At 68.9% G+C, this 24,415-nt stretch carries 27 protein-coding genes; 10 read left to right on the forward strand and 17 right to left on the reverse strand.

Annotation, left to right across the window (positions count from 1 at the left end):
• The first annotated feature begins 9 nt into the window (after positions 1-9).
• Positions 10-1,098 (forward strand): iron ABC transporter permease, encoded by a 1,089-nt coding sequence (locus tag NQV17_RS13725; RefSeq protein ID WP_257772701.1) that lies wholly within the window; start codon positions 10-12, stop codon positions 1,096-1,098.
• Between the two features lie 17 nt (positions 1,099-1,115).
• Positions 1,116-1,943 carry a heme ABC transporter ATP-binding protein gene (locus NQV17_RS13730; RefSeq protein ID WP_257772702.1) on the forward strand — a complete coding sequence of 276 codons (828 nt, stop codon included), beginning with the start codon at positions 1,116-1,118 and terminating at the stop codon, positions 1,941-1,943.
• A gap of 38 nt (positions 1,944-1,981) precedes the next feature.
• Here the strand turns inward: NQV17_RS13730 and NQV17_RS13735 are convergent, their stop codons facing one another.
• On the reverse strand, positions 1,982-2,593 hold the full coding sequence (locus NQV17_RS13735; RefSeq protein ID WP_257772703.1) for a trimeric intracellular cation channel family protein: 612 nt from the start codon (positions 2,591-2,593) through the stop codon (positions 1,982-1,984).
• An 8-nt stretch (positions 2,594-2,601) separates the two neighbouring features.
• Positions 2,602-4,719 carry a penicillin-binding protein 1A gene (locus NQV17_RS13740; RefSeq protein ID WP_257772704.1) on the reverse strand — a complete coding sequence of 706 codons (2,118 nt, stop codon included), beginning with the start codon at positions 4,717-4,719 and terminating at the stop codon, positions 2,602-2,604.
• A gap of 241 nt (positions 4,720-4,960) precedes the next feature.
• On the opposite strand from NQV17_RS13740, the gene NQV17_RS13745 reads away from it, so the two are divergent.
• Positions 4,961-5,755: an aminoglycoside phosphotransferase family protein gene (locus tag NQV17_RS13745; RefSeq protein ID WP_257772705.1), complete on the forward strand. Its 795-nt coding sequence runs from the start codon at positions 4,961-4,963 to the stop codon at positions 5,753-5,755.
• 91 nt (positions 5,756-5,846) lie between these two features.
• Here NQV17_RS13745 and NQV17_RS13750 read toward each other — a convergent pair whose 3' ends face one another.
• The 7 genes from NQV17_RS13750 to NQV17_RS13780 all read right to left on the reverse strand — a co-directional run bounded on the left by NQV17_RS13750 (position 5,847) and on the right by NQV17_RS13780 (position 10,934).
• Entirely contained in the window at positions 5,847-6,122 is a 276-nt protein-coding gene (locus NQV17_RS13750) for a hypothetical protein (protein ID WP_257772706.1), read from the reverse strand.
• Positions 6,122-6,607, reverse strand: a complete 486-nt coding sequence (locus NQV17_RS13755) for a DUF2778 domain-containing protein (RefSeq protein WP_257772707.1) — start codon at positions 6,605-6,607, stop codon at positions 6,122-6,124. The genes NQV17_RS13750 and NQV17_RS13755 overlap by 1 nt, the downstream gene beginning before the upstream one ends.
• 305 nt (positions 6,608-6,912) lie before the next feature.
• Positions 6,913-7,749, reverse strand: a complete 837-nt coding sequence (locus NQV17_RS13760) for a bifunctional allantoicase/(S)-ureidoglycine aminohydrolase (protein WP_059608096.1) — start codon at positions 7,747-7,749, stop codon at positions 6,913-6,915.
• Positions 7,750-8,445: 696 nt separating this feature from the next.
• Positions 8,446-8,886: a hypothetical protein gene (locus tag NQV17_RS13765; RefSeq protein ID WP_124486109.1), complete on the reverse strand. Its 441-nt coding sequence runs from the start codon at positions 8,884-8,886 to the stop codon at positions 8,446-8,448.
• A gap of 377 nt (positions 8,887-9,263) precedes the next feature.
• Positions 9,264-9,923 carry an isoprenylcysteine carboxylmethyltransferase family protein gene (locus NQV17_RS13770; RefSeq protein WP_257772708.1) on the reverse strand — a complete coding sequence of 220 codons (660 nt, stop codon included), beginning with the start codon at positions 9,921-9,923 and terminating at the stop codon, positions 9,264-9,266.
• Between the two features lie 166 nt (positions 9,924-10,089).
• On the reverse strand, positions 10,090-10,257 hold the full coding sequence (locus NQV17_RS13775; protein WP_185500310.1) for a hypothetical protein: 168 nt from the start codon (positions 10,255-10,257) through the stop codon (positions 10,090-10,092).
• 257 nt (positions 10,258-10,514) lie between these two features.
• Complete coding sequence (locus NQV17_RS13780; protein WP_257772709.1) at positions 10,515-10,934, reverse strand: HIT family protein; 420 nt, start codon at positions 10,932-10,934, stop codon at positions 10,515-10,517.
• 289 nt (positions 10,935-11,223) lie between these two features.
• Here NQV17_RS13780 and NQV17_RS13785 point away from each other — a divergent pair, with 289 nt between their 5' ends.
• Together NQV17_RS13785 and NQV17_RS13790 are read left to right on the forward strand one after the other, a co-directional pair.
• The gene (locus tag NQV17_RS13785) at positions 11,224-12,399 is read left to right on the forward strand and encodes a hypothetical protein (RefSeq protein ID WP_257772710.1); all 1,176 of its coding nucleotides are present in this window, start codon (positions 11,224-11,226) and stop codon (positions 12,397-12,399) included.
• A gap of 203 nt (positions 12,400-12,602) precedes the next feature.
• Entirely contained in the window at positions 12,603-14,006 is a 1,404-nt protein-coding gene (locus tag NQV17_RS13790; RefSeq protein WP_257772711.1) for a serine hydrolase, read from the forward strand.
• Positions 14,007-14,072: 66 nt separating this feature from the next.
• On the opposite strand, the gene NQV17_RS13795 is transcribed toward NQV17_RS13790, so the two are convergent.
• The 4 genes from NQV17_RS13795 to NQV17_RS13810 form a co-directional block, all read right to left on the reverse strand.
• Entirely contained in the window at positions 14,073-14,696 is a 624-nt protein-coding gene (locus NQV17_RS13795; protein WP_044848521.1) for a glutathione S-transferase family protein, read from the reverse strand.
• Positions 14,697-14,837: 141 nt separating this feature from the next.
• Positions 14,838-15,308: a DUF2269 domain-containing protein gene (locus NQV17_RS13800; RefSeq protein WP_124666353.1), complete on the reverse strand. Its 471-nt coding sequence runs from the start codon at positions 15,306-15,308 to the stop codon at positions 14,838-14,840.
• Positions 15,305-16,558 (reverse strand): SDR family oxidoreductase, encoded by a 1,254-nt coding sequence (locus NQV17_RS13805; protein ID WP_257772712.1) that lies wholly within the window; start codon positions 16,556-16,558, stop codon positions 15,305-15,307. Before NQV17_RS13805 ends, NQV17_RS13800 begins: the two co-directional genes overlap by 4 nt.
• Before the next feature lie 141 nt (positions 16,559-16,699).
• On the reverse strand, positions 16,700-17,233 hold the full coding sequence (locus NQV17_RS13810; RefSeq protein WP_006760784.1) for a GbsR/MarR family transcriptional regulator: 534 nt from the start codon (positions 17,231-17,233) through the stop codon (positions 16,700-16,702).
• A gap of 205 nt (positions 17,234-17,438) precedes the next feature.
• On the opposite strand from NQV17_RS13810, the gene fabV reads away from it, so the two are divergent.
• Positions 17,439-18,641, forward strand: a complete 1,203-nt coding sequence (gene fabV, locus NQV17_RS13815) for an enoyl-ACP reductase FabV (protein WP_257772713.1) — start codon at positions 17,439-17,441, stop codon at positions 18,639-18,641.
• A gap of 58 nt (positions 18,642-18,699) precedes the next feature.
• Here the strand turns inward: fabV and NQV17_RS13820 are convergent, their stop codons facing one another.
• Complete coding sequence (locus tag NQV17_RS13820; RefSeq protein ID WP_044848517.1) at positions 18,700-19,404, reverse strand: SDR family oxidoreductase; 705 nt, start codon at positions 19,402-19,404, stop codon at positions 18,700-18,702.
• Between the two features lie 338 nt (positions 19,405-19,742).
• Here NQV17_RS13820 and NQV17_RS13825 point away from each other — a divergent pair, with 338 nt between their 5' ends.
• On the forward strand, positions 19,743-20,327 hold the full coding sequence (locus NQV17_RS13825) for a TetR/AcrR family transcriptional regulator (RefSeq protein ID WP_257772714.1): 585 nt from the start codon (positions 19,743-19,745) through the stop codon (positions 20,325-20,327).
• 31 nt (positions 20,328-20,358) lie between these two features.
• Here NQV17_RS13825 and NQV17_RS13830 read toward each other — a convergent pair whose 3' ends face one another.
• Together NQV17_RS13830 and NQV17_RS13835 are read right to left on the reverse strand one after the other, a co-directional pair.
• The gene (locus tag NQV17_RS13830) at positions 20,359-20,937 is read right to left on the reverse strand and encodes a hypothetical protein (RefSeq protein ID WP_257772715.1); all 579 of its coding nucleotides are present in this window, start codon (positions 20,935-20,937) and stop codon (positions 20,359-20,361) included.
• A 170-nt stretch (positions 20,938-21,107) separates the two neighbouring features.
• Positions 21,108-21,638, reverse strand: coding sequence for a GNAT family N-acetyltransferase (locus NQV17_RS13835; RefSeq protein WP_257772716.1), 531 nt, complete (start codon positions 21,636-21,638; stop codon positions 21,108-21,110).
• Between the two features lie 196 nt (positions 21,639-21,834).
• Here NQV17_RS13835 and NQV17_RS13840 point away from each other — a divergent pair, with 196 nt between their 5' ends.
• The 3 genes from NQV17_RS13840 to NQV17_RS13850 all read left to right on the forward strand — a co-directional run bounded on the left by NQV17_RS13840 (position 21,835) and on the right by NQV17_RS13850 (position 23,255).
• Positions 21,835-22,212 carry a helix-turn-helix transcriptional regulator gene (locus NQV17_RS13840; RefSeq protein ID WP_257772717.1) on the forward strand — a complete coding sequence of 126 codons (378 nt, stop codon included), beginning with the start codon at positions 21,835-21,837 and terminating at the stop codon, positions 22,210-22,212.
• The gene (locus tag NQV17_RS13845) at positions 22,175-22,660 is read left to right on the forward strand and encodes an SRPBCC family protein (RefSeq protein WP_124486100.1); all 486 of its coding nucleotides are present in this window, start codon (positions 22,175-22,177) and stop codon (positions 22,658-22,660) included. Before NQV17_RS13840 ends, NQV17_RS13845 begins: the two co-directional genes overlap by 38 nt.
• 118 nt (positions 22,661-22,778) lie before the next feature.
• Positions 22,779-23,255, forward strand: a complete 477-nt coding sequence (locus NQV17_RS13850) for an SRPBCC family protein (protein WP_044848511.1) — start codon at positions 22,779-22,781, stop codon at positions 23,253-23,255.
• A gap of 29 nt (positions 23,256-23,284) precedes the next feature.
• Here NQV17_RS13850 and NQV17_RS13855 read toward each other — a convergent pair whose 3' ends face one another.
• On the reverse strand, positions 23,285-24,415 hold the full coding sequence (locus tag NQV17_RS13855; protein ID WP_257772718.1) for an amidohydrolase: 1,131 nt from the start codon (positions 24,413-24,415) through the stop codon (positions 23,285-23,287).

The following is a 24,415-nucleotide window of genomic DNA, read 5'->3' on the forward strand; positions in this document are numbered from 1 at the left end:
AGCGTCCCGATGCCTGTTCATGCTTCGCCTTTCCCCACGCGGTCGCACGTATCGCATGCCGGTGCCGCGCGCGTCGGCGCGTCGCGCCGCCTCGTACCGTTCGCGCTGGCCGCGCTCGCCGCGCTCGTGTGTGTCATGTCCGTCATCGCGCTGTGCGTGGGCGCGTACCGCATTCCGTTGGTGGAGGCCTGGGCCGCGCTGAGCGGCGACCAGGCCGCCCGGCAGGCGCGCGCGGTGCTGTTCGACATCCGCGCGCCGCGCGTGGTGCTCGCGCTGCTGGTCGGCGGCGGCTTCGGCGCGGCCGGCGCCGCGATGCAGGCGCTGTTCCGCAATCCGCTCGCCGACCCGGGGCTCGTCGGCGTGTCGAGCGGCGCGGCGCTCGGCGCAACGACGACGATCGTGCTCGGCCCCGCGCTGTTCGCCGCGCACGCGAGCGCGGCCGTGCTGCCCGTCGCCGCGTTCGCCGGCGCGCTCGCGGTCGCGGCGCTCGTCTACCGGCTCGCCGCGTCGCGCGGCCGGCTCGCGCTGCCGCTGCTGCTGCTCGCCGGCATCGCGATCAACGCGCTGGTCGGCGCGGCGATCGGATTGCTCACGTTCGTCGCCGACGACGCGCAGTTGCGTTCGCTGACGTTCTGGAGTCTCGGCAGCCTCGGCGGCGCGCAATGGTCCACGCTGGCGGCCGTCGCGCCGTGCGTCGCGATCGGCGGCGGGCTGCTCGCGCGCGACCGTGACGCGCTCAACGCATTGCAGCTCGGCGAAACCGAGGCGCTGCACCTCGGCGTGCCCGTGCAGCGGCTCAAGCGGCGCGTGCTCGTCGCGGTCGCGCTCGCGGTCGGCGCGCTCGTATCGTGCGCGGGCATCATCGGTTTCATCGGCCTCGTCGCGCCGCACTGCGTGCGCCTCGCGTGCGGCCCCGACCAGCGCATCGTGCTGCCCGGCGCCGCATTGCTCGGCGCGCTGCTGACGCTCGCCGCCGATCTCGCCGCGCGCACCGTCGCCGCGCCCGCCGAGATTCCGCTCGGCGTGCTCACCGCATTGCTCGGCGCGCCGTTCTTTCTCGCGCTGCTGTGGAAAAGCCGCGGCGCGCTCGGCGGCTGATCCTTCATGCACCCATCATGCTGACTGCCCATCATCTCGACGTCGCCCGCCGGCACCGCGCCGTTCTGCACGACCTGTCGCTGTCGATCGAACCCGGCCGCGTGACCGCGCTGCTCGGCCGCAACGGCGCGGGCAAGAGCACGCTGCTGAAGACCCTGGCGGGCGAACTGACCGGCAGCGTCGCGCCGAACGGCGTGCGCGTGACCGGCGACATCACGCTGAACGGCGAACCGCTCGCGCACATCGACGCGCCACGGCTCGCGTGCCTGCGCGCCGTGCTGCCGCAGGCCGCGCAACCGGCGTTTCCGTTCAGCGTCGACGAAATCGTGCTGCTCGGCCGCTATCCGCATGCGCGGCGCGGCGGTGCGCGGCACGTGATCGCGCATCGCGATCGCGACATCGCGTGGCAGGCGCTCGAACGCGCGGGCGCCGACGCGCTCGTCGGCCGCGACGTGACGACGCTGTCGGGCGGCGAGCTCGCACGCGTGCAGTTCGCGCGTGTGCTCGCGCAGTTGTGGCCGGACGACGACGCGGAACCTGGCCCGCGCTACCTGCTGCTCGACGAACCGACCGCCGCGCTCGATCTCGCGCACCAGCACCGGCTGCTCGATACCGTACGCACGGTCGCGCGCGAGTGGCGGCTCGGCGTGCTCGCGATCGTCCACGATCCGAACCTCGCCGCGCGGCACGCGGATACGATCGCGATGCTCGCGGACGGCACGATCGTCGCGCAGGGTGCGCCGCGCGACGTGATGACGCCGGCGCATATTTCGCAATGCTATGGATTTTCGGTGAAGATGGTGGACGCGGGCGAGGGGGCGCCGCCGGTCATGGTGCCCGTGTAGAACCGGCGCATCGTCGCATCCGCACGTCGCGCCGCCGCTCAACGCTCGACGTCCGCGACACCGAACGTGTGCATCTTCCACCCGAGCCGTACGGCCAGCATCCGCATCGTGAAGCCCGCCGCCAGCGCAACCGCCGTCGCGAACCCCGCGTCGATGCCGAGATGCTGGATCCCGACGTACAGCGTGCCCGTGAAGAACGCGACGCTCGAATACAGTTCCTCGCGCAGGATCAGCGGCATCTCGTTGCACAGCAGGTCGCGCAGCATCCCGCCGCACACGCCGGTGATCGCACCGGCCAGCACGACGATGATCGGCGCGGTGCCCGTCGACGCGCCGATGTCGCAGCCGATGATCGTGAACGCCGCGAGGCCGATCGCGTCGACGGTGACGAACAGCGTCTTCATGCGCGCGACGTGCCGCGCGGCCCACGACGCGACGGTCGCCGCGGCGAGCGTGATCACGAGGTACTCGGGATGCGCGATCCAGCCGAGCGGATAGTGGCCGAGCAGCACGTCGCGCACGGTGCCGCCGCCAAGCGCCGTGACCGCGCCGACGAGCGCGAGCCCGAAGCGGTCCATCCCGCGCCGCATGCCCATCAGCGCGCCCGACATCGCCTCCGCGACGATCGCGATCAGATAAAGCGTATGCATCGCGCGCCTCAGTCTTCGGTACGGAACAGGTCGAGCACGCGTTCGCGCTCGGCCGCGTCGACGGCGGCCGGCATCGGCTCGCCGGGCATGCCGCGCCCGTCCGGCGCATCGGACGCCGGCGCACCGCCACAGGCAAAACGGCTGCGGATGAACGGCGGCATGTCGCCGGTGCAGGTGCCGCGCGTGTATTCGGCGTACACGAAATCGCCGTCGACGAGCGCGACGTCCTGCGGCGGCGTCGCATCGACCGGCGTGCGTCCGTCGACGGCCGTCTTCATGTAGTCGAGCCAGACTGGCAGCGCGAGCGTCGCGCCGGTCGCGCGCCCCATCGTGCGCGGCGTGTCGTAGCCGAGCCACGCGACCGCGACGATGCCCGACGAATAGCCGGCGAACCACGCGTCCTTCGAGCCGTTCGACGTGCCGGTCTTGCCGGCCGCGTCGTCGCGACGCAGCGCGAGCGCGCCGCGCGCGGTGCCGGCCCGTACGACGTCGCGCAGCATGCTGTCCATCACGAACGCATTGCGCGCCGACACGACGCGCGCGCCTTCAGGCGTCGTCGCCTCGTACATCGCGCCGCCATGACGCTGCTTCACCGACAGGATCAGCCGCGGCACCATCCGCATCCCGCCGTTCGCGAACACGCCGTATGCGCTCGCGAGTTCGAGCGGCGTCACGGCGCCCGCGCCGAGCGCGAGCGGCAGCGACGCCGGATTGCGCCGCGCGTCGAAACCGAAGCCCACCGCATGCCGCTGCACGTAGCGCGCGTCGGCCGCCTGCATCAGGTTGACCGCGACGAGGTTCTTCGAGCGCACGAGCCCGCGCCGCACCGGGATGAAGCCCTCGTAGCGGTTGCCGAAATTGCGCGGACGCCACGGCCGCGCGCCGGTCTCCGCATGCGTGAGCGTGCGCTGCGTATCGTCGACCAGCACGCCCGGGAAGTAGCCCTTCTCCAGCGCCGCCGAATAGACGAATGGCTTGAAGCTCGACCCCGGCTGGCGATACGCCTGCAATGCATGGTCGAACACGTTGCGGCCGAAATCCGCGCCGCCGACGAGCGCGAGCATGTCGCCCGTCGCCGCATCCAGCGACACGAGCGCGCCTTCGAGCCCGTTGCGCGCATCGCGCTTGCCGGGCTGGCGGCGCAGCGTGCGGCCGAGCGCGGCCTCGGCCGCGCGCTGGTCGCGCATCGAGATCGTCGTCGTCACGTCGAGGCCGAGCGTATAGGCGTCGTCGTGAAAGCGCTCCACCATCATCCGACGCGCGCGCTCCGCGACGTACGGCGCCGCGACGATGCCGGGCGGCGGCGTGGCCGCCAGCGCGATCGGCAGGTCGACCGCCGCGCGATAGGTCGCATCGTCGAGTTCGCCGAGCGCATGCATGCGGCCGAGCACGTAGTTGCGCCGCGCGGTCGCGCGCGCCGGATTGACGACCGGGTTGAACGCGGACGGCGCCTTCGGCAATCCGGCGAGCACGGCCGCCTCGCCCGCGCTCAGCGCGTCGAGCGGCTTGCCGAAATACACGTTCGCGGCCGCTGCGAAACCGTACGCGCGCTCGCCGAGATAGATCTGGTTCATGTACAGCTCGAGCAGCTTGTCCTTGCCGTATTCGCGCTCCAGCTTGATGGCCATCAGGATCTCGGCGAGCTTGCGGCTCAGCACCTTGTCGCGCGTCAGGTAGAAATTGCGCGCGACCTGCATCGTGATCGTGCTGCCGCCCTGCCCCGGTTGCCCGGTCACGACGTTCGCGAAGGTCGCGCGCGCGAGGCCGCCGACGTCGATCGCGCCGTGCTGGTAGAACTTCGCGTCCTCGGCCGCGAGCAGCGCGTGGCGCATCAGCGGCGGAATGCGTTCGAGCGGCACGAACTCGCGGCGCTCGACGCCGTACTCGGCGAGCAGGTCGCCGTCGCGCGAGAAAATCCGCAGCGGCAGCGCGGGACGGTAGGCGGCCAGATGTTCGACGGACGGCAGTTGCGTCCAGATGCGGTGAACCGTCCATGCGCCGATGCCCGCGCACGCGAGCGTCAGGCCGAGCAGCGCGCCCGCGAGCACGCGCCAGACGCGGCGGCGGCGTGGCGGTGCGGACGGCGGCGCGGGGGGCGGCGATGGGTTGGCGGTGGGGTCGGTCATGTCGGGCTCCTTCTTCAGTGCCGCGACGGCCGGCGCGCGAGCGGCGCCGATCGTCGCGAAAGGCGCGCATTGTCGAAGGGATGGCGCGAAACCGGAACATTCTTTAGCCAAAGTTTGGCTGGCTAAATTTTATTTAGGAAAGCGCGGCGGGGGCCGCTCGCGCGGTGCACGCAGGCCTATGGCATGCCGTCACGGCCGAGCGCACCGGGCGCGCGAGCCGGTTCGCTTGTACCATCGTCGGATGTTCGATCGATACCTCGACCTGTGGGGCCTCGTTCCCGACGGCGGCCCGATCCTGACCGCGAGCGGCGGCCTGTTGCCGGTCGTCTGGCGCACACGGCCGGCAATGCTGAAAGTCGCGACCTGCGACGAGGAGCGTCGCGGCAATGCGCTGATGACCTGGTGGAACGGGGATGGCGCCGCGCGCGTGTGGCTGCACGACAGCGACGCGGTGCTGCTCGAACGCGCGCAGCCGGCGCCGACGCTCACCGGCCTGTCCGCCGCGGGACACGACGACGACGCGATCCGGATCGCATGCCGCGTGGTCGCGCGGCTGCATGCGCATCGCGCACCGGCTCCGCCCGCGGTCGTGCCGCTGCCCGACTGGTTCCACGCGCTGCTGTCGCACGACACGGACGACGACGTGCTGCGGCGTTCGGCCGAGACGGCGCACCGGCTGCTGGCCGTGCCGCCCGTCGACGACGTCGTGCTGCACGGCGACATCCATCACGGCAACCTGCTGTATTTCGGCGATCGCGGCTGGCTGGCGATCGACCCGAAGGGGCTGCGTGGCGATCGCGCGTTCGACTACGCGAACCTGTTCTGCAATCCCGCGCACGACATCGCTGTGGATCCCGCGCGCTTCGAGCGTCGCGTCGTGCTCGTCGCCGAGGCAGCGCAACTCGAGCGGCGCCGGCTGCTGCAGTGGATCTTCGCGTGGGCGGGCTTGTCGGCGGTGTGGCTGATGGAAAATGAGTTGCCGCCCGATACGCGGCTGGAGGTCGCGAGGCTGGCCGCGAACGCGCTGGGTCTGTAGCACGCGCGCACTGCCGCTCCGGTCGCATCGAATCGCATCGCATCGCCCGAAAAAAGCCCACGTCAGATGGGCGAGTTGATTCGTGCGAATGTCATCGGTCAACCGGGCGCGTCGATCGCCGCATCAACCGATTCACGCCCCATACGATCAGACCCGCGATTCCAAGGCAAACACCGAGAACGAGAAGGAGCCCGATTCCTTCAACCTCATCGGCATGTGCGATCGTGTCGACGCCGAAAAGCGCCATCATCGATTCGATGGTTGACGGGATCGACGTCTCGATTGGAAGTCGGACGAACCAGCGCGCGAGCAGCACGCCGAGAGCGCCCGTTGCAAGAACATTGATGCTGTAGCGGACCGCTTTCATTACCTGACCTCGACGATTCCATATGCCTTGATGTCGGTGCCGGGAATCGGAACCGTTGCACCTTGCGCGCGAATGAATGCAGACAATCTTTCGAAGTCTTGAGGATCGTTCACAGTGATGCAGCCCTCACTTCGCCCCAGCGGGCCGTTCGGATGGAGTCGGAACGCACCCCGGCGCACGCCGTTGATGATTGTCGAATCGTCGATATTTCCGTCGGCGCGGTACAGCGCGAACCATTTTTCCCGGTTCGTTCCGTACAGGTTCGCGCGTGCGAAATCGTAGAGCCATCCCAAGCGGCCGCCGGTCTGTCTATCGACAATGTAGTAGAGACCGCGCGGTAGCGGACCCGATTTCGGTTTGGCAACCGACTCCGGTTTGTCGCGATCTTCCGGCATACCGCTGAAAGCCGGAACGGACCCTGCGCCCGCGCAGGACAGGGAAGAAATCGGTCGACCATTCAAAACGAAAATGCATGATGCCGGCATGGTTCAGCCCTCGTAGTTTTGGCCGAGACGCTACCAGACATGCACGGGTAGCTCAATCCGGCAATCCTGGCGTCTACGGGTTGCCGAGCGCCCGGCCGTCGAGGCATCACATATTAGCGGGCCATCGCCTACAGCTTGAAAGCGCGACTATAGTGCACACTGCGTCCGCCTGATCCCTTGCTCCATTTGGTACATCTTCGTCTCTGCGAAAAGGTGTCAATCTGTTTCAGGTTGGGTCAATGAACCAAATAAAAAAAACCCGCCGGCATGCACCAGCGGGTTTTCGTGTCCGACGCGCGCGACGCTTAACGCGCCGGATTCAGCGTCAGGTTCATGTGACGGTTCACATCCTTGTACAGCAGGTAACGGAAGCGGCCGGGGCCGCCCGAATAGCAAGCCTGCGGACAGAACGCGCGCAGCCACATGAAGTCGCCCGCTTCCACCTCGACCCAGTCCTGGTTCAGGCGATAGACGGCCTTGCCTTCGAGCACGTACAGGCCGTGCTCCATCACGTGCGTCTCGGCGAACGGAATCACGCCGCCCGGCTCGAAGGTCACGATGTTCACGTGCATGTCGTGACGCATGTCGCTCATGTCGACGAAGCGCGTCGTCACCCATGCGCCGTTGGTGCCCGGCATCGGGATCGGCTCGACGTCCTGCTCGTTGGTCACGAACGCTTCCGGCAGCGCAATGCCGTCGACGACCTGGTAGTGCTTGCGGATCCAGTGGAAACGCACGGCGGCATCGCTGACGTTGTGCAGCGTCCAGTCGGCGCCCGGCGGAATGAATGCGTAGCCGCCCGGCTTCAGCGTGTGCTGCTTGCCCTGCAGCGTCAGCTCGGCCTCGCCCTCGACGACGAACAGCACGGCTTCGGCGTTCTTGTCCTGCTCGGGCTTGTCGCTGCCGCCGCCCGGGTTCACTTCGACGATGTACTGCGAGAAGGTTTCGGCGAAACCCGACAGCGGACGCGCGATCACCCACAGGCGCGTGTTGGTCCAGAACGGCAGCCAGCTCGTGACGATGTCGCGCATCACTCCCTTCGGAATGACCGCATACGCCTCGGTGAACATCGCGCGATCGGTCAGCAGATCGGTCTGCGGCGGGTGGCCGCCATGCGGCGCGTAATACGTTGTCTTAGACATAAAGCATCCAGGCAATGGGTTGGTCCGGCCCCGGGTCGCAACGGCAGGCGCGGCACGCGCGTGGGGCACGCATGCGGCGGCGGGACATCGTTGCCGGGGTGGCTTGAAAGCGCGGGCGCCTTCGTACGGTCGGCCAGGCTTCGCGACGGGTCCGCCCGGTTCAGCGGGCGGGGCGCGCCATGCTTGGGGTCCGGCGGCCGGGCCGCGGACACTCGGGGTGATGCGGCGGGGCACGGGGGACGGCACGGTTCGATTCCGTACGCGGGCAGCGTTGACAATAGCGAAGTCGATCCTGATCGACCAATTAAATGTTGCGATGCCATCCATTCGATTTCCCACTACCCGCCGCGGTGCGCGACGGCCGGCGAACGCGTGTCGCGGATGCGTCGGCGCATGAGGGAAATCCTGATGACCGGACGCCAGCGCGTCGATCAGCAATATCGAAACGGGGTCGGCCGAACCTGCCCGGCTGCATGTCGATGCAACGGGAGATGCCGTCTACAATTGGGAAAAGTCAGGCGGGAGAGAAGGCGCCAAGCCGTCGAACGAGGCTGGGCATGAACTGCCGAAGGGGAGAAGGTGCCGGTCTTGCCGGCGACGGCCGCCCGGCTGAAGCTGCCGGGCCGGCTGTCGGAGGGTGCCACCGCGTCGGGCGCGCGGGTGCGCGAACCGCGCACCGTGCCGCGCCCGCGGGGATCAGTCCCAGTCGCGGTGATGGCGATGCTTGCGGTGACGATGGCCGCGATCGCCATAGTCGCCGCGGTCGTACGAGTTGCGCGACAGGTTGCCGCCGAGCGCCGCGCCGGCGCCGCCGCCGACGGCTGCGCCCAGCAGGCCGCCCGTGCGGCCGCCCATCGCGTTGCCGGCCGCGGTACCCGCGCCGCCGCCGAGTGCGCCGCCGATGATCGCGCCGGTGCGTTCGCGACGGTTCGACGTCACGGCACCGCCCGCGCCGCCGCCGATCGCGCCGCCGATCACGGAGCCCGTGCTGCCGCCGACTGCGCCGCCGACCGCTGCGCCGGCAACCCCGCCGAGCGCGCCGCCAAGCGCGTTGTTCATGTCACCGGCCATTGCCGGCAGTGCGGTCGCGCCGGTCAGCACGGCGACGACGAGAGTGGGGGCGATTTTCTTCCACATTCCCGTATTCTTCCTTGTTCGCAATCTGGTTATTGAAGGTCCGCTCGATACGACGATCTGAATCGATCGACGTCGATGCCGGCATTGTGCCGAATCCCGGACCAATTCATTTCAATGAGCTTGCGGCGAAGAATAGCATCGGTCGCGCCCCGTTGCCGTCGACATTCTGGTAACAAGTTGTTTACCGCAACAGGACCGGAAAAGGTTGCCGAAAACTGCCTGCAAAGCCCGCCGGCACGGGCTCCGGCCGTGGGCCGGCCGCACTCGAAGGCGGTGCCGGAAGCGCCCGTCGCGCGGGTTCGGACACACGTGGCAACACATCGCGGGTGCGCCACGAGCCGGCCGGGATCGACCGGGCCATCCAGGACGAACGAGGGTCAGTACACGCCCGGCAGCAGCCGCCACGTGTGCGCGCAGTACGCGTCGTATTCGGCGCCGAATTGCGCGCGCAGCAACGCTTCCTCGGAACGGATGCGGGCGACCAGCGGGATCATCGTCAACGCGACGAGCAGCAGCCCGATGCCCGAGCGGAACGCGCACGCCCAGCCGGCCGCATTGACGAGCAGGCCGAGATAGCTCGGGTTGCGAATTCTCCGATAGATACCGTCCGTCACCAGCGTGTGGCCAGGCTGGATCGCGACGAGCCCGCTGAAGCGCTTGCCGAGCACGAACACGGGCCAGATGCGCAGCACGCCGCCCGCGACGTACAGCACGACGCCGATCCAGCGCACCGTGTCGCCGCCGAAGGTCCATACGTCGAGCCGGTCGGTCAGCGCGGGCAGGTAAGCGAGCAGGAACCCGCTGGCCGCGAACGCCGCGAGCACCCAGCGGTTGTCGCGGTTCTCGCGTTCGCCGGCGCTCAGGTTGCCTTCGGTGAACAACGCGGCGACGGCCAGCGCGAGCGTCGCGACGGCAATGACGGTCAGTTGCGGATGCGAGAAGAAGGCGGCGAACCCACCGATGCCTAGCACGGCGAGCCCGAGATAGACGAGCGTGGACACGCTCGTCACGATTGCGACCTTGCGCGTAACGGCCATGGCTGCCTCGCCGGAGTGGGCTTTCCTGTGAAGTATAGGAACCCGGGCGGGCCATGCGCACGCGCGCCATCATGCGGCGCGCGAGTCGTCCCTGCGGAAAGCGGCGGCCGAGCGTCGAACGACGGGGCCGATCGACGTGCGGGCGGCGCCCGCACCTGCCGCCCGGTCAGCGAATGCGGAAGTTGCCGCCGATGCCGACGCTGACGGGCGGTGCGTAATAGGCGGGCGCATAGCCGTAGTAGGCCGGCGCGGGCGCGTAGTAGCCGTAAGGCGGCGCGACATAGCAGCCGGACAGGCCGCCGATCAGCGCAAACGTGATGAGGATTTTGTACATGGCTCGATTCCCGGCGAAGAGGGCACGTTGCATCTCGCGAAAGCCGCGCCGTCGCAGCCTGCGACGGCCGGCACGGAAGAGACAACCGGCCCTTCCCGTCGCTCGATGCGGCAATGCGCGGAGTCTAGCGCCCGGGGCCACCGGGACACGTTTCGCGAGCGGTTACACGTGTTACGTGGTGTGACCGCTGAAACAGGCGCGCACGGCGTCGCGGCACGCGCCCGCTGGCGCCGCCCGAACCACGCGCCGTCCACGCGTTACACGAAACGCGCGCGGATCCGCTCGGCGACCGATTCGAGCGTCGCCGAATCGGCGATGTCGCGCGCGTGCATCCGCAGCTCGACGCCTTCCCAGCGCGGAATCACGTGGAAATGCACGTGCGGGACCGTCTGGCCCGCCGCCGCGCCGTTGAACTGGCCAATGAACACGCCGTCCGGCCCGAGCGCCGCGCGCACGGCCGCCGCGACGCGCTGCGTCATGCGGATGCCGGCCGCGGCCGCGTCGCCGGACAGATCGAAGATCTGCGCGGCCGGCTCCTTCGGGATCACGAGCACGTGACCGTCGGCCTGCGGCATGAGATCCATGATCGCGAGCGTCGCGTCGTCTTCGGCGACCTTCACGCACGGCAGTTCGCCGCGCAGGATCCGGGCGAACGGGTTGTTGTTGTCGTAGGACATGGGCGTTTTCCGATGTTTGCGATTGCAGTGTGACTGGGAACGATGCCGGACGATTATCGGGCGACGGCGGTCCGGATTTCAACTTGTCAGGCCGTGGCGCCATGGCGGCGAACAATGCGCGCCGACTCGCGTGCAATGCCCGTCGCCGGATGGAATATCCGGCCGTCGCGATCCGTTTATTTCGAGTGCGGACTCGCACGGCAAGACTGCGGATCCGCGCCGGACATCCGCGCGCTGCGCAGGCCGGCAGCCGGGATGACTGCTCGCGATCATCAACCGGAGTCATGCCATGGACCCTCTCCCCTCCTGTCGTTCGCCCGCCCCGCCCGTGTTTGCCGTTCATCCGCCGATCCTCGCCCACGCCTGCCGCACGATGGCGCGCACGCTATGCCGCGCGGCTTTCGGCGCGGGGCTGATCGCGTTGTCGTCGGCTTTCGCGTGGGCCGGCGGCGGCAATTCCATCCTGCCGGTCTCGTCGGTCACGGCGTCGACCGTGCCCGCCAACGGCGACGTCAATCCGTACGGCATCGCGTTCGTGCCGCGCGGCGTGCCAAGCTGGAGCACGCTGAAACCGGGCGACGTCGTCGTATCCAACTTCAACGCGGCATCGAACACGCAAGGCACCGGCACGACGGTCGTCAAGCTGTCGCCCGGCAAGACGCCGGCAACGTTCTTCCAGGGCAGCAATCTCGGCCTGACGACCGCGCTCGCGGTGCTGCGCAGCGGCTTCGTGCTGGTCGGCAACGTGCCGGCGCCGGACGGCAAGACCGTGGTCCCCCCGGGCTCGCTGCTCGTCATCGGTCCGCAAGGCAATCTCGTCACGCAACTGTCGAGCAGCACACTGCTCGACGGACCGTGGGACATGACCGTGATCGACCGCGGCCAGCGCGTGACCGCGTTCGTGTCGAACGTGCTGAACGGGACGGTCGCACGGATCGAGCTGATGATCGGCAGCGACGGCGTCAGGATGCTGCCGGGCTCGCAGATCATCGCATCGGGCTACGTGAACCGGACCGATCCCGCTGCGCTCGTCGTCGGCCCGACCGGCCTCGCGTACGATCCCGACATCGACGTCCTGTATGTCGCCTCGACCGGCGACAACGCGGTGTTCGCGATCCAGAATGCCGCGACGACGCATCGCAACGGCGGCGTCGGACGGATGATCTACTTCGATGCGGCTCACCTGCACGGCCCGCTCGCGCTGGCGCTCGCGCCGAACGGCCATCTCGTGACCGCGAACGGCGACGCGGTCAACCCCGACCCGCTGCAACCGAGCGAGATCGTCGAATTCACGGTGGACGGGCGCTTCGTCGCGCAGATGCAGGTCGATACCGTGCCGGGCGCGGCATTCGGACTTGCGTTCGGACGCGGCAGCAAAGGCCAGCCGGAGTTCGCGGCCGTCGACGACAACACGAATACCGCGACGGTCTGGACACTGCGTTCGGACAACGGCAACGCACAATGACGCATCACGCGAACGGGCCGCATGCGGCCCGTTCGAACCTGCGCGATCGACACATGCGATTCGCAGACGCCGGGCACCATGCCGCCTGACCGACGCCGCCCGGCGTCACCCGCCCCCGCGATTGCCACCGCTCGCCCGAACCTGCGACACTGCCGCATCGTTGCCATCGTTGCCGGCCGGCACGCCACCGAGGACGCTCGCGCATGACGATCCCCTTCAAATCGCTGATCCTGCGTGGTGCCGCCGTCGCGCTCGTCGCCGCGCTCGGCTATACCGGCTACATGCTGTCGCGGCTCGCGCCGATCGCGACGGGTTATGCCGCGAAGGCGCTGTGTTCCGGCGTGTTCGTGTCGGGCCGTCCGGCCGCGTCGGTGATCGACGTCGACATCATGGCCGGCGTGCATCCGCTGCTGAAGCTGGTGCGTCCGTCGATCGATCCCGAGCATCGTCGCGCCGTCGCGACCTTCGCCGGATTCGCGCGACGCGAGGCGGACTTCCGGCCCGGGCTCGGCTGCACGCTCGCGCTCGGACCGTCGCCCGGCGTGCTGCCGGCCGCGCTGTCGCCCGTCCCCGATCCGCCGCCCGCGCACGAAGCGGCGCCGGCCGCACCGCCCGCCGGCATCGACGCGCGCAAGCTGCAGGCCGCGCTCGACCGCGCGTTCGACGAACCCGATCCGACCCGGCCGCGGCGCACCCGCGCGGTCGTCGTGATGTGGCGCGGCCAGGTGATCGCCGAACGCTATGCGCCCGGCTTCGCGGCCGACACGCCGCTGCCCGGCTGGTCGATGACGAAGACCGTGACGGCCGCGCTGGCCGGCATGCTCGTCGCGCAGCACAAGCTGTCGCCGGACGCGTCGGCGCTGCTGCCCGAATGGCGCGACAGCGGCGATCCGCGCGCGGCGATCACGCTCGACGAGCTGCTGCGGATGACGAGCGGCCTGCAATTCAACGAGGACTACGACGACCCGCTGTCCGACGTCGCCGTGATGCTGTTCACGCAGCCGGACACCGCGCGTTTCGCGTCGGCCATGCCGCTTGCCGCGCAGCCCGGCACGCAGTGGTACTACTCGAGCGGCACGAGCGCGATCCTCGCGCGCGTGATGCGCGAGGCGATGGGCGGCAGCGAAGGCGACTACCTCGCGTTTCCGCGCCGCGCGCTGTTCGCGCCGCTCGGCATGCGCAGCGCGGTGTTCGAGCCCGATGCGGCCGGCACGCTCGGCAGCGCGTCGTTCATGTATGCGAGCGCGCGCGACTGGGCGCGCTTCGGGGAGCTTCTGCGGCAGGACGGGGTGTGGGACGGGCAGCGGCTGCTGCCGCAAGGCTGGGTGCGCTACCTGACGCGCGCGACGCCGCTGTCGACGCGCCAGGAATTCGGCGCGCATCTGTGGGTGAAGGTGCCGGAGCCGTTCAACGATCGCAATGCGCACGCGAGCCCGCTGCCCGTCGACGCGTTTCATGCGGTCGGCCATGAAGGCCAGTTCGTGAGCGTGGTGCCGAGTCGCGAGCTGGTGGTCGTGCGGCTCGGGCTGTCGCGGCCGGAATCCGCATGGAATCACGAGGCGTTTCTCGCGCGCGTGCTCGAGGCCGTACCGGCATCGGGCTCGTGACGGCCGCGGCGCGGCGGCGCTGCGGCGGCAAATCACGCCGCCGCGCCGCGCGCGACATGCGATGCGTTACGGGTTCGCGCTGCCCGCGTACTGCTGGAAACCTTCGCGCGTCGCCAGGCGCTCGATGTAGCGCTTCACTGCCGGGAAATCCGGATGCTCGAACGGCGTGCCGAACCAGCGGTTCACCGACAGGCCGATCGGAATGTCCGCGAGCGTGAAGCGATCGCCGGCCACGAACGCGCCGGTCGCTTCGAGCTGCGCGTTCAGTATCTGCATGTGCTTCGTCCAGCCCGCGATCGACTGCGCGATCGCCGCCGGGTCCTGGTGATCGGGTGACTTGCGCACGAGGCCGAGGAACGCGCCGACCCACGAGCGGTTCAGGTCCGTGCCCTGCCAGTCGATCCACTGATCGACCCGCGCGCGCGCCTGCGGCTCGGCCGGATAGAGCGCGTCGCCGCCATAGCGGTTCGCGAGATAGCGGATGATCGTGTTCGACTCCCACAACACGAAGTCGTCGTCCTTGATGACCGGCACGAGGCCGTTCGGATTCAGCGCGAGGTAGGCCGGATCGTTGGTCGTGCGAAAGCCCGCGCCCCAGTCTTCCTGTTCGAACGGCAGGTTCAGTTCGGTGCACAGCCACAGCACCTTGCGGACGTTGATGGACGGGATCTTGCCGAGGATGTGCAGCATGCAGGCTCCTTGTGAGGTCGAATGCGAAGCGTTCGGGAGGCGCGACACGGCCCGGACGCGCTCCCGTCGAAGTTATACACGAGCCCGCGAGAATCGACAGCGCGTCAGGCGAAATCGCTGTTTCAGGCCGCGCTGCCTCGCTCACATCGGCTTGAGCACCATCAGGAAATAAACGCTCAGCATCGCGAAGAACGCCGGATAGCCGAGCAGCTCCCAGCGCTTCGCATAGCGCCAGTACCGTTCCGGCAGCGCGGCATCGCCGTTCGCATGCGCGAGCTTCGCCATCGCGGCCAGTTCGATCTGCAGCCATACGACCGGCAGCCAGCACGCGCCCGCGACCGCATACAGCACGATCGACGCGACCAGCCACGGCGTCGTCCACGGCCAGCCGGCCGTATGCGCGAGCCACAGCCCGGATGCGGGCTGGAACAGCACGGCCGGCGTCGTGAACCACCAGTCCGCGCGCACGACGAGGCGCGACACGGCGGCGATCGCCGGCACCGAGCGCGTGCGGTTCGCGAAGAACAGATAGAACGCGGTGCCGAAACCCGTGCCGACCATCAGCACCGAGGACAGGATATGCAGCGTCTTGATCACGAGATAGGTGTTCATGCGTGTTCTTCTTCTGAAAAGAGGATCAACAGGATCGCCAGAATCGGCACGTTCTTGAGCACGGGGCCGAACGGCTCGGCGAGCAGGCCGGGCATCGTGACCGCGATGACGGCCGAATACGCGACGATCAGCGCGCCTTGCGCGGCCCACAGCCGGCGGGACGGCGCGACGACGGTCGCCACGCCGAACGCGAAGTCCAGCGCGCTGGCCGCGTAGAGCGCGATCAGCGCGGGCAGCCCGGTCAGGTGCGCGCGGGCGAGCATCGCGAGGCTGTCGTGCCGCGGATGGATGAACGCGCTGACGATGGCCGTCCAGATCCAGACGATCGCGAGCGCGCCCAGCAGCAGCGGCCGCCGCCACATCGCGAGCGCGTCGCGGCGCAGTGCGGGCGCGTCCGCGCCGATGAAATGCCGCAGCCCGCGCGGCGGCCGGCCGAGCACGGCCGCGAGCGCCGCGGGATCGCCGGTGTTGCCGCCGCGCAGCATCGTCCACGTGTCGCGGGTCAGCATCGCGCCCGGCAGCATGCCGAGCAGCGCGGCCGCCGCACCGACCAGCGGGCCCGGCAGCGCGATGCGCGCCGCCGGCGGGAAGCCCAGCGCGGCGCGATAGACGCTCAGCATCTCGCGATACTCGACTTCGTCGCCGCCGACCGCGTCGATGACCTGGTTGCCGGCCGCCGGCGCATCGACGAGCCGCGCGACGAGTTCGGCGAGATCGTCGACGTGCACGGGGCGCAGCCGTTGCTGGCCGCCCGCCGGCAATGCGTGCACGGGCAGGCTCGCGAGCATCCGGAAGAATCGTGCCGACGTGCCGGAAGCGCCGTAGACGAGCGCGGGGCGCACGATCCGGTAATCGATCGGCAGCGTCCGCAGGAAGGTGTCGGCTGCGTATTTGCTGGCGAAATACGGCGTGTCGCCGCGCTCGACGCCCAGCGCCGAGATCTGGATCACGCGTCGCACGCGGGCACGGCAGCACGCGGTGAAGAGCGCGCAGGGCGCCGCCCGATGCACGGCGTCGAACGTCGCGTCGCGCCGGTCCGCAAGGATCCCGACCGCATTGATCACCACGTCGACGCCGTCGAGCCTGGCGAGCCACGCATCGGGATCGACGTCCTTCGCGAAGTCGATCGCGACGTCGTGCGGGCCGACCGCATGCCGCACGCCGCGCAGCACGCGATGGCCGCCGGCTTCGAGCCGCGCGCCCAGCGCCCGCCCGATGAAGCCGTTCGCGCCGCAGAGGAGGATGTTCATGTCGCACTCCGCGGTGCGGCATGCCGGCGGGTCGATCGCGATGCCCTGTTCATTTTCGTCCTTTACCTACAGTTATTTCTGTAAAAACAGAAATTTAACTTTCAAAAAAAGCGGGCTGCGTGCCCGCACGTCCGGTACCGCTTACTTCGACGACTTGCGCCTGACCGTCTGGCTGATCTTCGCGCCGATGCCGAGCGCCTTCATCAGCGTGTCGGGCTTGAGCCGCAGCATCTCGTCCGACCAGGTCGTGAGCGTCTCGACGAACTGCAGCGTGTCGCGGATGCGCTGTTCGGTTTCGCGGCTCTCGTCGGCGATCTCCGGGCTCGTCAGGCAATCGCGCAGCACCGTGAGCGTCGGTTCGATCTCGCGCTGCCGCCGCCCTTCGACGATCAGCTTGAACAGTTCCCAGATGTCGGTCGACGTCTCGAAGTGGTCGCGCCGGTCGCCCAGCACGTGCACGACCTTCGCGAGCCGCCACGCCTGCAGTTCCTTCAGGCTCGTGCTGACGTTGGAACGCGCGACGTTGAGCGTCTCGGCGATCTCGTCGGCCGCAACCGGCCGGCCGGCCAGGTACAGCAGCGCGTGAATCTGCGAGACGGTGCGGTTGACGCCCCAGCGCGAGCCCATTTCGCCCCAGTGGAGGATGAATCGTTCGGCAATCGGTGTGAGTTCCATGTCGGGGAATTTAGTTTTTTCAGTTATTTCTGTCAAGAGAGAAATAACGGGCGGCGCCGCGAATGGCTGCCTCGACGATCCGCCCGCGGCCAACTGCGACCGCCGTCACGGCTCGCCTTTCCCGCCCTGCCGCCCGCTTCCATTACAATGCGCGGGATTTTTCCGATTTCAGGCCGTCCGCGCCTTTCTGACTAGAGGTTCTCCCATGATCATCAAACCGCGCGTGCGTGGCTTCATCTGCGTGACGACTCATCCGGTCGGCTGCGAAGCCAACGTCAAGGAACAGATCGACTACGTGACTTCGCACGGCCCGATCGCCAACGGTCCGAAGAAGGTGCTCGTGATCGGCGCGTCGACCGGCTACGGCCTCGCCGCCCGGATCTCGGCCGCCTTCGGCTCGGGCGCGGACACGCTGGGCGTGTTCTTCGAGCGCGCCGGCAGCGAAACGAAGCCGGGCACCGCCGGCTGGTACAACAGCGCCGCGTTCGAGAAATTCGCCGCCGAAAAGGGGCTCTATGCGCGCAGCATCAACGGCGACGCCTTCTCCGACAAGGTCAAGCAGATCACGATCGACACCATCAAGCAGGATCTCGGCAAGGTCGACCTGGTCGTTTACAGCCTCGCGGCACCGCGCCGCACGCACCCGAAGACGGGCGAAACGATCAGCTCGACGCTGAAGCCGGTCGGCAAGTCGGTCACGTTCCGCGGCCTCGACACCGACAAGGAAGTGATCCGCGAAGTGTCGCTCGAGCCGGCGACGCAGGAAGAGATCGACGGCACCGTCGCCGTGATGGGCGGCGAGGACTGGCAGATGTGGATCGACGCGCTCGATGAAGCCGGCGTGCTGGCCGACGGCGCGAAGACGACCGCGTTCACGTATCTCGGCGAACAGATCACGCACGACATCTACTGGAACGGCTCGATCGGCGAAGCGAAGAAGGATCTCGACAAGAAGGTGCTGTCGATCCGCGACAAGCTGGCCGCGCATGGCGGCGACGCGCGCGTGTCGGTGCTGAAGGCCGTCGTCACGCAGGCGAGCTCGGCGATCCCGATGATGCCGCTCTACCTGTCGCTGCTGTTCAAGGTGATGAAGGAAAAGGGCACGCACGAAGGCTGCATCGAGCAGGTGTACGGGCTCCTGAAGGACAGCCTGTACGGCGCGACGCCGCACATCGACGAGGAAGGCCGTCTGCGCGCGGACTACAAGGAGCTCGACCCGCAAGTGCAGGACAAGGTCGTCGCGATGTGGGACAAGGTCACGAACGAGAACCTGTACGAGATGACCGACTTCGCGGGCTACAAGACCGAGTTCCTGCGCCTGTTCGGCTTCGAGATCGCCGGCGTCGACTACGACGCGGACGTGAACCCGGACGTGAAGATCCCGGGCATCATCGACACGACGGCCTGACGAAACGCCCCGCCGACGCGCTCATCGAGCGGGCGGCGGGATCGCGTTGCCGGCCGCGTCAACGCGGCGCCGGCTCTTCCAGATAGACGCCCGACGACAGCGTGGCCTTCACCTGCCGCGTGAACTCGTCGGTCGACACTTCCTCCTCCCCTGCTTCGATTGCCTCGTAGGCCTGGCGCACGACGTCGGCCGGCGTGGCCTTCGGCACGTCGAGGCCGGCCGTCAGGTCGGTATCGATGAACCCCGCATGCAGCCCGACGACCTGCGTATGCTGTTCGCGCAGCGAATGCCGCAGCCCGTTGGTCAGCGCCCACGCGGCCGACTTCGACACGCCGTAGCCCGACAGGATCGGCCGGTTCACCCAGCTCGCAACCGACAGCACGTTCAGGATCGCGCCGCCGCCGTGGCCGGCCAGCGTGCCCGCGAAGGCGCGCGACATCGCCAGCATCCCGAACACGTTGGTTTCGAAGTGATCGCGCAACGCGTCGAGCGCGCCGTCGTCGGTCAGGCTGCCGAGTCGTGCGATGCCCGCGTTGTTGATCAGCAGCGTGACGTCGCGCGCGATATCGGCGGCCGCGGCGACCGTCGCCGGATCGGTCACGTCGAGCCTCACGGGCACCACGCCCGGCAGCGTCACGCTGGCCGGATCGCGCGCGCCCGCATAGACCTTGCGCGCCCCGCGTTCGAGCGCCTGCTTCGCGAACTCGCGGCCGAGCCCGCGGTTCGCGCCCGTGACGAACACCACTGCACCTTCGATCTTCATGCTCGTTCCTTTCGGAGAAAGGGTCCCGCTCGCGCCGGTTCGCCGCGCGCCCGGGATCCGGTGATAAACCACGCCGCCATTGCGGACCGAACCGTTGCTCCGCCGGTGCCGTGCCGGAAGCCGGGCAGTCCGCCGCCCACGCCACGCCGCACCCGGGACCGACATCCATCCGTGCCGCGCCGGTCGCTTCGCTTCATTCGCGAAGTCGGCTACACTCGATGTCAATGTCGATCACCATTGTCTTTGCGGTGCATTGTGTCAGCGCGATTTCGACACGTCAATGGCGATCACCATTGTGTTTTTCAATCGACGCAATTGCCGGAATGAGGGAGGGATCGATGGGCGTCTCGAGACAACAGGCCGCCGAAAACCGCAACGCGATCGTCGCGGCCGCCGAGCGGCTGTTCCGGGTGCGCGGTGTCGACGCGGTGGGGTTGACGGAGCTGATGAAGGAAGCCGGCTTCACGCAGGGCGGCTTCTACAACCACTTCAAATCGAAGGATGCGCTGGTCGCCGCGGTGGTGGAGAAGGCCATCCAGGACCGCGCGGATTCACCGAACGCCGGCAGCGTCGCGAAGCAGGCGACGGCGTATCTGTCGGCCGCGCATCGCGACAACGTCGAAGCCGGCTGCCCGCTGTCGGGTTTCGCGGGCGATGCCCCCCGGCTGACCGACGCGGCGCGCGCGTGCTACGCGCACGGCGTCGCCGCGTATCTCGACCGGCTGGAACGGATGGTGGCCGCCGAAGGCTCGGCCGCGGCGGACACGCGACGCGACGCGATCGCCGTCTTCAGCCAGATGGTCGGTGCGCTCGTGCTGTCGCGCGCGATCGCCGGCGCCGATCCGGCGCTGGCCGACGAGATCCTCGACGCGGGTCGGCGCACGCTCGGCGCGCAGCCCGGCGGTCCGGCCGTGCCGGCGTAGCGGCACGACCGGCGCCGGTCGCGCGCGGTCGCTATTGCACGGCCCTGGCGGCGTCCCACAACGGCCGCTGGCCGAGCGCCGCATACCACGCCGCGAATTGCGTGCGCCACGACTCGAACGGCTCCGTCAGCGGATGACGCGGATCGTCGCTCAACGCATACGCCATCCCCTCGATCAGCCAGCGCGGCTTGGTCGCGACCGCGAGGTTGCCGAGTACTTCGGCCTGCCGGTGGTGGATCAGCTCGTGGGCGAGAAAGTAGGTCTGCCAGCCGCGCGGCGCGACGACCACGCCGAAATCCCCGAGCGTCAGTGCCGCGCGTTCGCCGAGACCGAACTGGTCGGCGCACGCGCGCGTCGAGCAGAACACGACGCGCGGCGCGTCGCGAAACGGGCCGACGGCCGCGGCCGCGCGCGCGTAGCCGTCGCGATAGAGCTGCTGCGCGATGCCGAGCTTCGCGGCATCGTCGGTGCAGATGTCCGCGCTCGGGCATGACACGCCGGGCAGCAGCGCGGGCGCGACGACGCGCAGCGGCTTGACGAGCGCGTAGGCGGCGATCGGCACCGCGACGAGCAGGCCCGTGAGGGCGAAGGCGATACGGGAGCGTTTCATCGAGGCGGCAATTCCGTTGGCGTGGCGGTGACGTGTTCCAGCACGAATATATCGGAGCCGCGGCGCCGCCGGCCGGCTTTTCTGGTTCACCCGGCTTCCGGCGCCGGTACTGCTGCGCCGCCGCGCACGCGCGCCGGTCGCAACCCGGATCGCGACCGCATCCGGCCCCGTTACGCGAGCTGCTTGTGAAAATACGTCGTCGCGCACAACGCGCCGTCGGGCATCAGCGCATAGTTAGGCACGACGCCCACGCGCTGCCAGCCGGCCCGCTCGTACAGGCGCTCGGCATCGCCGCCCGTCACGGTGTCGAGCACGAGCACGGTCTTGCCGGCGGCGCGCGCGGCGTCGTCGGCGGCCGCCATCAGCCGCGCGGCGACGCCCTGCCGGCGCGCACGACGCGACACGAGCATCTTCGCGACGTCCGCTCGATGCGGCTGGTTCTCCGGCTGCGCGGTCACGAGTTGTACGGTGCCGACGATCCGGCCGGCCGCGTCCTCGGCGATCAGCAGGATGCGCTCGCCGCGCGCGACGCCGTCGGCAACCCGCGTCCAGAACGCGACGGCCGTCGGGCGTTCGATCGGCAACATGAAGCTGACGGACGCGCCGCCTTCGACGCAATCGATCAGCACGTCGGCCAGCGCGTCGATGCAGGCGCGGGCTTCGCTCGCGTCGACGCGGCGGACGGTCACAGGTTCTGTCATACCCTCTCCGGTATATCAGGCGGGGCGCGCGCTCGGCCGGCGTGCGCCCGGATCGAATGGAATGCCGCCGTGCGGTCGCGCCCCGCGCAACGTCGGCGAATGCCCGGCAACACGACGCCCGGCCCGGTCGGCGCGTGTTGCCACCCCATCATCCTAAGCGACGAAAATTCCCGTTGCATTGCCTATACTTAGCCGCATGGCTAACTTTCAACCCGGCATCAACGACGTATTCCAGGCGCTCGCCGATCCGACGCGCTGCGCGATCGTCAGCGCGCTCGGCAACGGCGTGCGGACCGTTTCGGAACTGGCCGCGCCGTTCGACATGGCGCTGCCGTCGCTGATGAAGCACGTCGCGGTGCTCGAGCGCAGCGGCCTCGTCACGACGCGGAAAACCGGCCGCACGCGCACCTGCGAGCTGGTCGGCGGCCGGCTGGCCGAAGCCGAGCAGTGGCTCGCCGCGCAGCGCGCGCTGTGGGAAGCGCGCGCCGATCGTCTCGTGGAATTCGTCGAACGCCGCCACCAGGAGGAGCACGCGCATGTCAACCCGCCACGTCGACCCCGCCGAAGCTCATGACCTCGTCATCACACGCACGCTGCATGCGCCGCGCCAGGCGCTCTGGCGCGCGTGGACCGATCCCGAACTGCTGAAGGAATGGTGGTGCCCGAAACCGTGGACCACCGAAGTCCGTGCATTCGACCTGCGCCCGGGCGGCGCCTTCCACACGTTCATGCGCGGCCCCGACGGCGGCACGAGCGACAACCCCGGGTGCTTCCTCGACATCGTGCCGGAAGCGCGCATCGCGTTCACGTCGATGCTCGCGGGCGGCTGGCGGCCGCAGGTGCCGTGGCTGGGCTTCACGGCGATCATCACGATGGCGGATGACGCCGCCGGTTGCCGCTACGAGGCGCGCGTGATGCATCCCGACGCCGCGACGCGCGAGCGCCACGAAGCCCTCGGCTTCTTCGAGGGCTGGAACACCTGCATCACGCAGCTCGACGAATTCGCGTCCGCATTGCGCTGAATTAGCACGTGCGCGGGCCATTGCATGCCGCCGCGCGCGCGCCTAGGATTCCTGAAGGAAGCGTGACGACACGCCGGCATCCGGCGTGCACCGTCGCGCGCGCTCCGCGGGAGGCCACATGCTGCAGATGCACACGCATTCGACCCGGGTCAGCCGGCACCTGAACGCACCGCGCGGGCGCGTCTATCGCGCGCTGCTCGATCCGCACGCCGTCGAACAATGGAAGGTACCGGACGGCATGACGTGCCGCGTGCTCGCCTACGACGCGCGCGAAGGCGGCGCGCTGCGCGTGTCGCTGAGCTACGACGAACCGTCGGACGGCACCGGCAAGACCACCGCGCACACCGACACCTATCACGGCCGCTTCGTGACGCTCGTGCCCGACGAACGGATCGTCGAAATCGACGTGTTCGAAACCGACGATCCGATGCTGCGCGGCGCGATGACGATCACGATCACGCTGTCCGACGAAGCTGGCGGCACACGCGTCGACGCGGTGCACGACGGTGTGCCGCCCGGCGTGCCGGCGGCCGACAACGAGACCGGCTGGCGCATGGCGCTCGCCCGGCTGGCGGCGCTGGTCGAGACGGGCTAGCTGGCGCGACGCGACGTGCGCGGTACGCGTCAACCGAGCCGGTACGCGTGCGAGACGGTCCCGCGGAACAGCGCATCGCGCTCGTCCGGGCTCGCGTGTGCGGTCAGCCGCTTGAACGCGTTCCAGCCGTTCACGTACGAATACGAGCCCTTGTCGACCGGAAAATTGCTCTCGAACATGCAGCGCTTCGCGCCGAACGCCTCGATGCACGTGAGCATCCACGGCTTCCACGCGGCGGCGAGCTGTTCTGACGACGGCGGCCGCGCGCCCTTCTCGAAATCGAACCCGTTGATCCGCATGCCGAGGCCCCCGACCTTCACGAATACGTTCGGCAGCTGCGCGAGTTCGCGCATCGATGCCGACCAGCGCTGGAAGACTTCCGGCCGCTGGTCCGCGTAGCTCGCGATCCGCACGACGCCGCCGCAGTGATTGACGACGATCCGCGTGTCGGGGTTCGCCTTCGCCAGATCAAACAGCTCGGGCAATTGAGGAAAGAACAGCCACGCGTCGTACGACAGACCGAGCGGCGCGAGCTGCGCGACGCCGGCCCGGTACGCGGGGTCTAGCAGCAGCCCGCGCGGCACCGCCGACAACGGGTTGGCGAGCGACGGATCGGCATCCCAGGTGCTCAGGTGTCGAACGCCGCGAAAGCGTCCGCGCCCCGCGTCGACATGCGCTTCGAGCACGTCGCGCACGCGCTCGCCGAGCCGCAGGTCCGCGTGCCCGACGATGCCTTTCGCGACGGCCGGGCCGCTGCGTTGCAGCGGCTCCGTCACGCCGGCGACGTAGGCCGTCTCGCCGACCGGCTTCAGTTCGGCCGGGCCCGCGTCGCGATAGCGCGTCAGCGCCTGCATGTAGACGGATGCCTGGACGTTGTGGCCGGATCGCGCGTCCTGCAGATAGTCGTCGAGCATGTAGATCCAGCCCGGCCGCTCGTAGAAGTGATGATGCGCATCGACGATCGGCAGATCCGGATCGAGTGCGGGTTCGAGCGCAGACGCGAGCCAGTTGCTTCGCACTGCGAGATAGTTGCCTTGGGTCGTCATGCGGGAGGGTCCGTTTTCAGCCGGCGCGCGCGTATCGGCCCATGCAGGGAGCGCAAGCGATGCGGCGGCCGCACCGAGCAACCGGCGTCGTTTGATCGAAATGGTCGCATCCAT

It is taken from the genome of Burkholderia sp. SCN-KJ, assembly GCF_024656005.1.
Lineage (GTDB): Bacteria > Pseudomonadota > Gammaproteobacteria > Burkholderiales > Burkholderiaceae > Burkholderia.

Excerpts from the sequence above, each read along its gene's own strand:
- NQV17_RS13725 (WP_257772701.1), top strand. The coding sequence starts at position 10 with ATGCCTGTTCATGCTTCGCCTTTCCCCACGCGGTCGCACGTATCGCAT.
- NQV17_RS13730 (WP_257772702.1), top strand. The coding sequence starts at position 1,116 with ATGCTGACTGCCCATCATCTCGACGTCGCCCGCCGGCACCGCGCCGTT.
- NQV17_RS13735 (WP_257772703.1), bottom strand. The coding sequence starts at position 2,593 with ATGCATACGCTTTATCTGATCGCGATCGTCGCGGAGGCGATGTCGGGC.
- NQV17_RS13740 (WP_257772704.1), bottom strand. The coding sequence starts at position 4,719 with ATGACCGACCCCACCGCCAACCCATCGCCGCCCCCCGCGCCGCCGTCC.
- NQV17_RS13745 (WP_257772705.1), top strand. The coding sequence starts at position 4,961 with ATGTTCGATCGATACCTCGACCTGTGGGGCCTCGTTCCCGACGGCGGC.
- NQV17_RS13750 (WP_257772706.1), bottom strand. The coding sequence starts at position 6,122 with ATGAAAGCGGTCCGCTACAGCATCAATGTTCTTGCAACGGGCGCTCTC.
- NQV17_RS13755 (WP_257772707.1), bottom strand. The coding sequence starts at position 6,607 with ATGCCGGCATCATGCATTTTCGTTTTGAATGGTCGACCGATTTCTTCC.
- NQV17_RS13760 (WP_059608096.1), bottom strand. The coding sequence starts at position 7,749 with ATGTCTAAGACAACGTATTACGCGCCGCATGGCGGCCACCCGCCGCAG.
- NQV17_RS13765 (WP_124486109.1), bottom strand. The coding sequence starts at position 8,886 with ATGTGGAAGAAAATCGCCCCCACTCTCGTCGTCGCCGTGCTGACCGGC.
- NQV17_RS13770 (WP_257772708.1), bottom strand. The coding sequence starts at position 9,923 with ATGGCCGTTACGCGCAAGGTCGCAATCGTGACGAGCGTGTCCACGCTC.
- NQV17_RS13775 (WP_185500310.1), bottom strand. The coding sequence starts at position 10,257 with ATGTACAAAATCCTCATCACGTTTGCGCTGATCGGCGGCCTGTCCGGC.
- NQV17_RS13780 (WP_257772709.1), bottom strand. The coding sequence starts at position 10,934 with ATGTCCTACGACAACAACAACCCGTTCGCCCGGATCCTGCGCGGCGAA.
- NQV17_RS13785 (WP_257772710.1), top strand. The coding sequence starts at position 11,224 with ATGGACCCTCTCCCCTCCTGTCGTTCGCCCGCCCCGCCCGTGTTTGCC.
- NQV17_RS13790 (WP_257772711.1), top strand. The coding sequence starts at position 12,603 with ATGACGATCCCCTTCAAATCGCTGATCCTGCGTGGTGCCGCCGTCGCG.
- NQV17_RS13795 (WP_044848521.1), bottom strand. The coding sequence starts at position 14,696 with ATGCTGCACATCCTCGGCAAGATCCCGTCCATCAACGTCCGCAAGGTG.
- NQV17_RS13800 (WP_124666353.1), bottom strand. The coding sequence starts at position 15,308 with ATGAACACCTATCTCGTGATCAAGACGCTGCATATCCTGTCCTCGGTG.
- NQV17_RS13805 (WP_257772712.1), bottom strand. The coding sequence starts at position 16,558 with ATGAACATCCTCCTCTGCGGCGCGAACGGCTTCATCGGGCGGGCGCTG.
- NQV17_RS13810 (WP_006760784.1), bottom strand. The coding sequence starts at position 17,233 with ATGGAACTCACACCGATTGCCGAACGATTCATCCTCCACTGGGGCGAA.
- fabV (WP_257772713.1), top strand. The coding sequence starts at position 17,439 with ATGATCATCAAACCGCGCGTGCGTGGCTTCATCTGCGTGACGACTCAT.
- NQV17_RS13820 (WP_044848517.1), bottom strand. The coding sequence starts at position 19,404 with ATGAAGATCGAAGGTGCAGTGGTGTTCGTCACGGGCGCGAACCGCGGG.
- NQV17_RS13825 (WP_257772714.1), top strand. The coding sequence starts at position 19,743 with ATGGGCGTCTCGAGACAACAGGCCGCCGAAAACCGCAACGCGATCGTC.
- NQV17_RS13830 (WP_257772715.1), bottom strand. The coding sequence starts at position 20,937 with ATGAAACGCTCCCGTATCGCCTTCGCCCTCACGGGCCTGCTCGTCGCG.
- NQV17_RS13835 (WP_257772716.1), bottom strand. The coding sequence starts at position 21,638 with ATGACAGAACCTGTGACCGTCCGCCGCGTCGACGCGAGCGAAGCCCGC.
- NQV17_RS13840 (WP_257772717.1), top strand. The coding sequence starts at position 21,835 with ATGGCTAACTTTCAACCCGGCATCAACGACGTATTCCAGGCGCTCGCC.
- NQV17_RS13845 (WP_124486100.1), top strand. The coding sequence starts at position 22,175 with ATGTCAACCCGCCACGTCGACCCCGCCGAAGCTCATGACCTCGTCATC.
- NQV17_RS13850 (WP_044848511.1), top strand. The coding sequence starts at position 22,779 with ATGCTGCAGATGCACACGCATTCGACCCGGGTCAGCCGGCACCTGAAC.
- NQV17_RS13855 (WP_257772718.1), bottom strand. The coding sequence starts at position 24,415 with ATGGATGCGACCATTTCGATCAAACGACGCCGGTTGCTCGGTGCGGCC.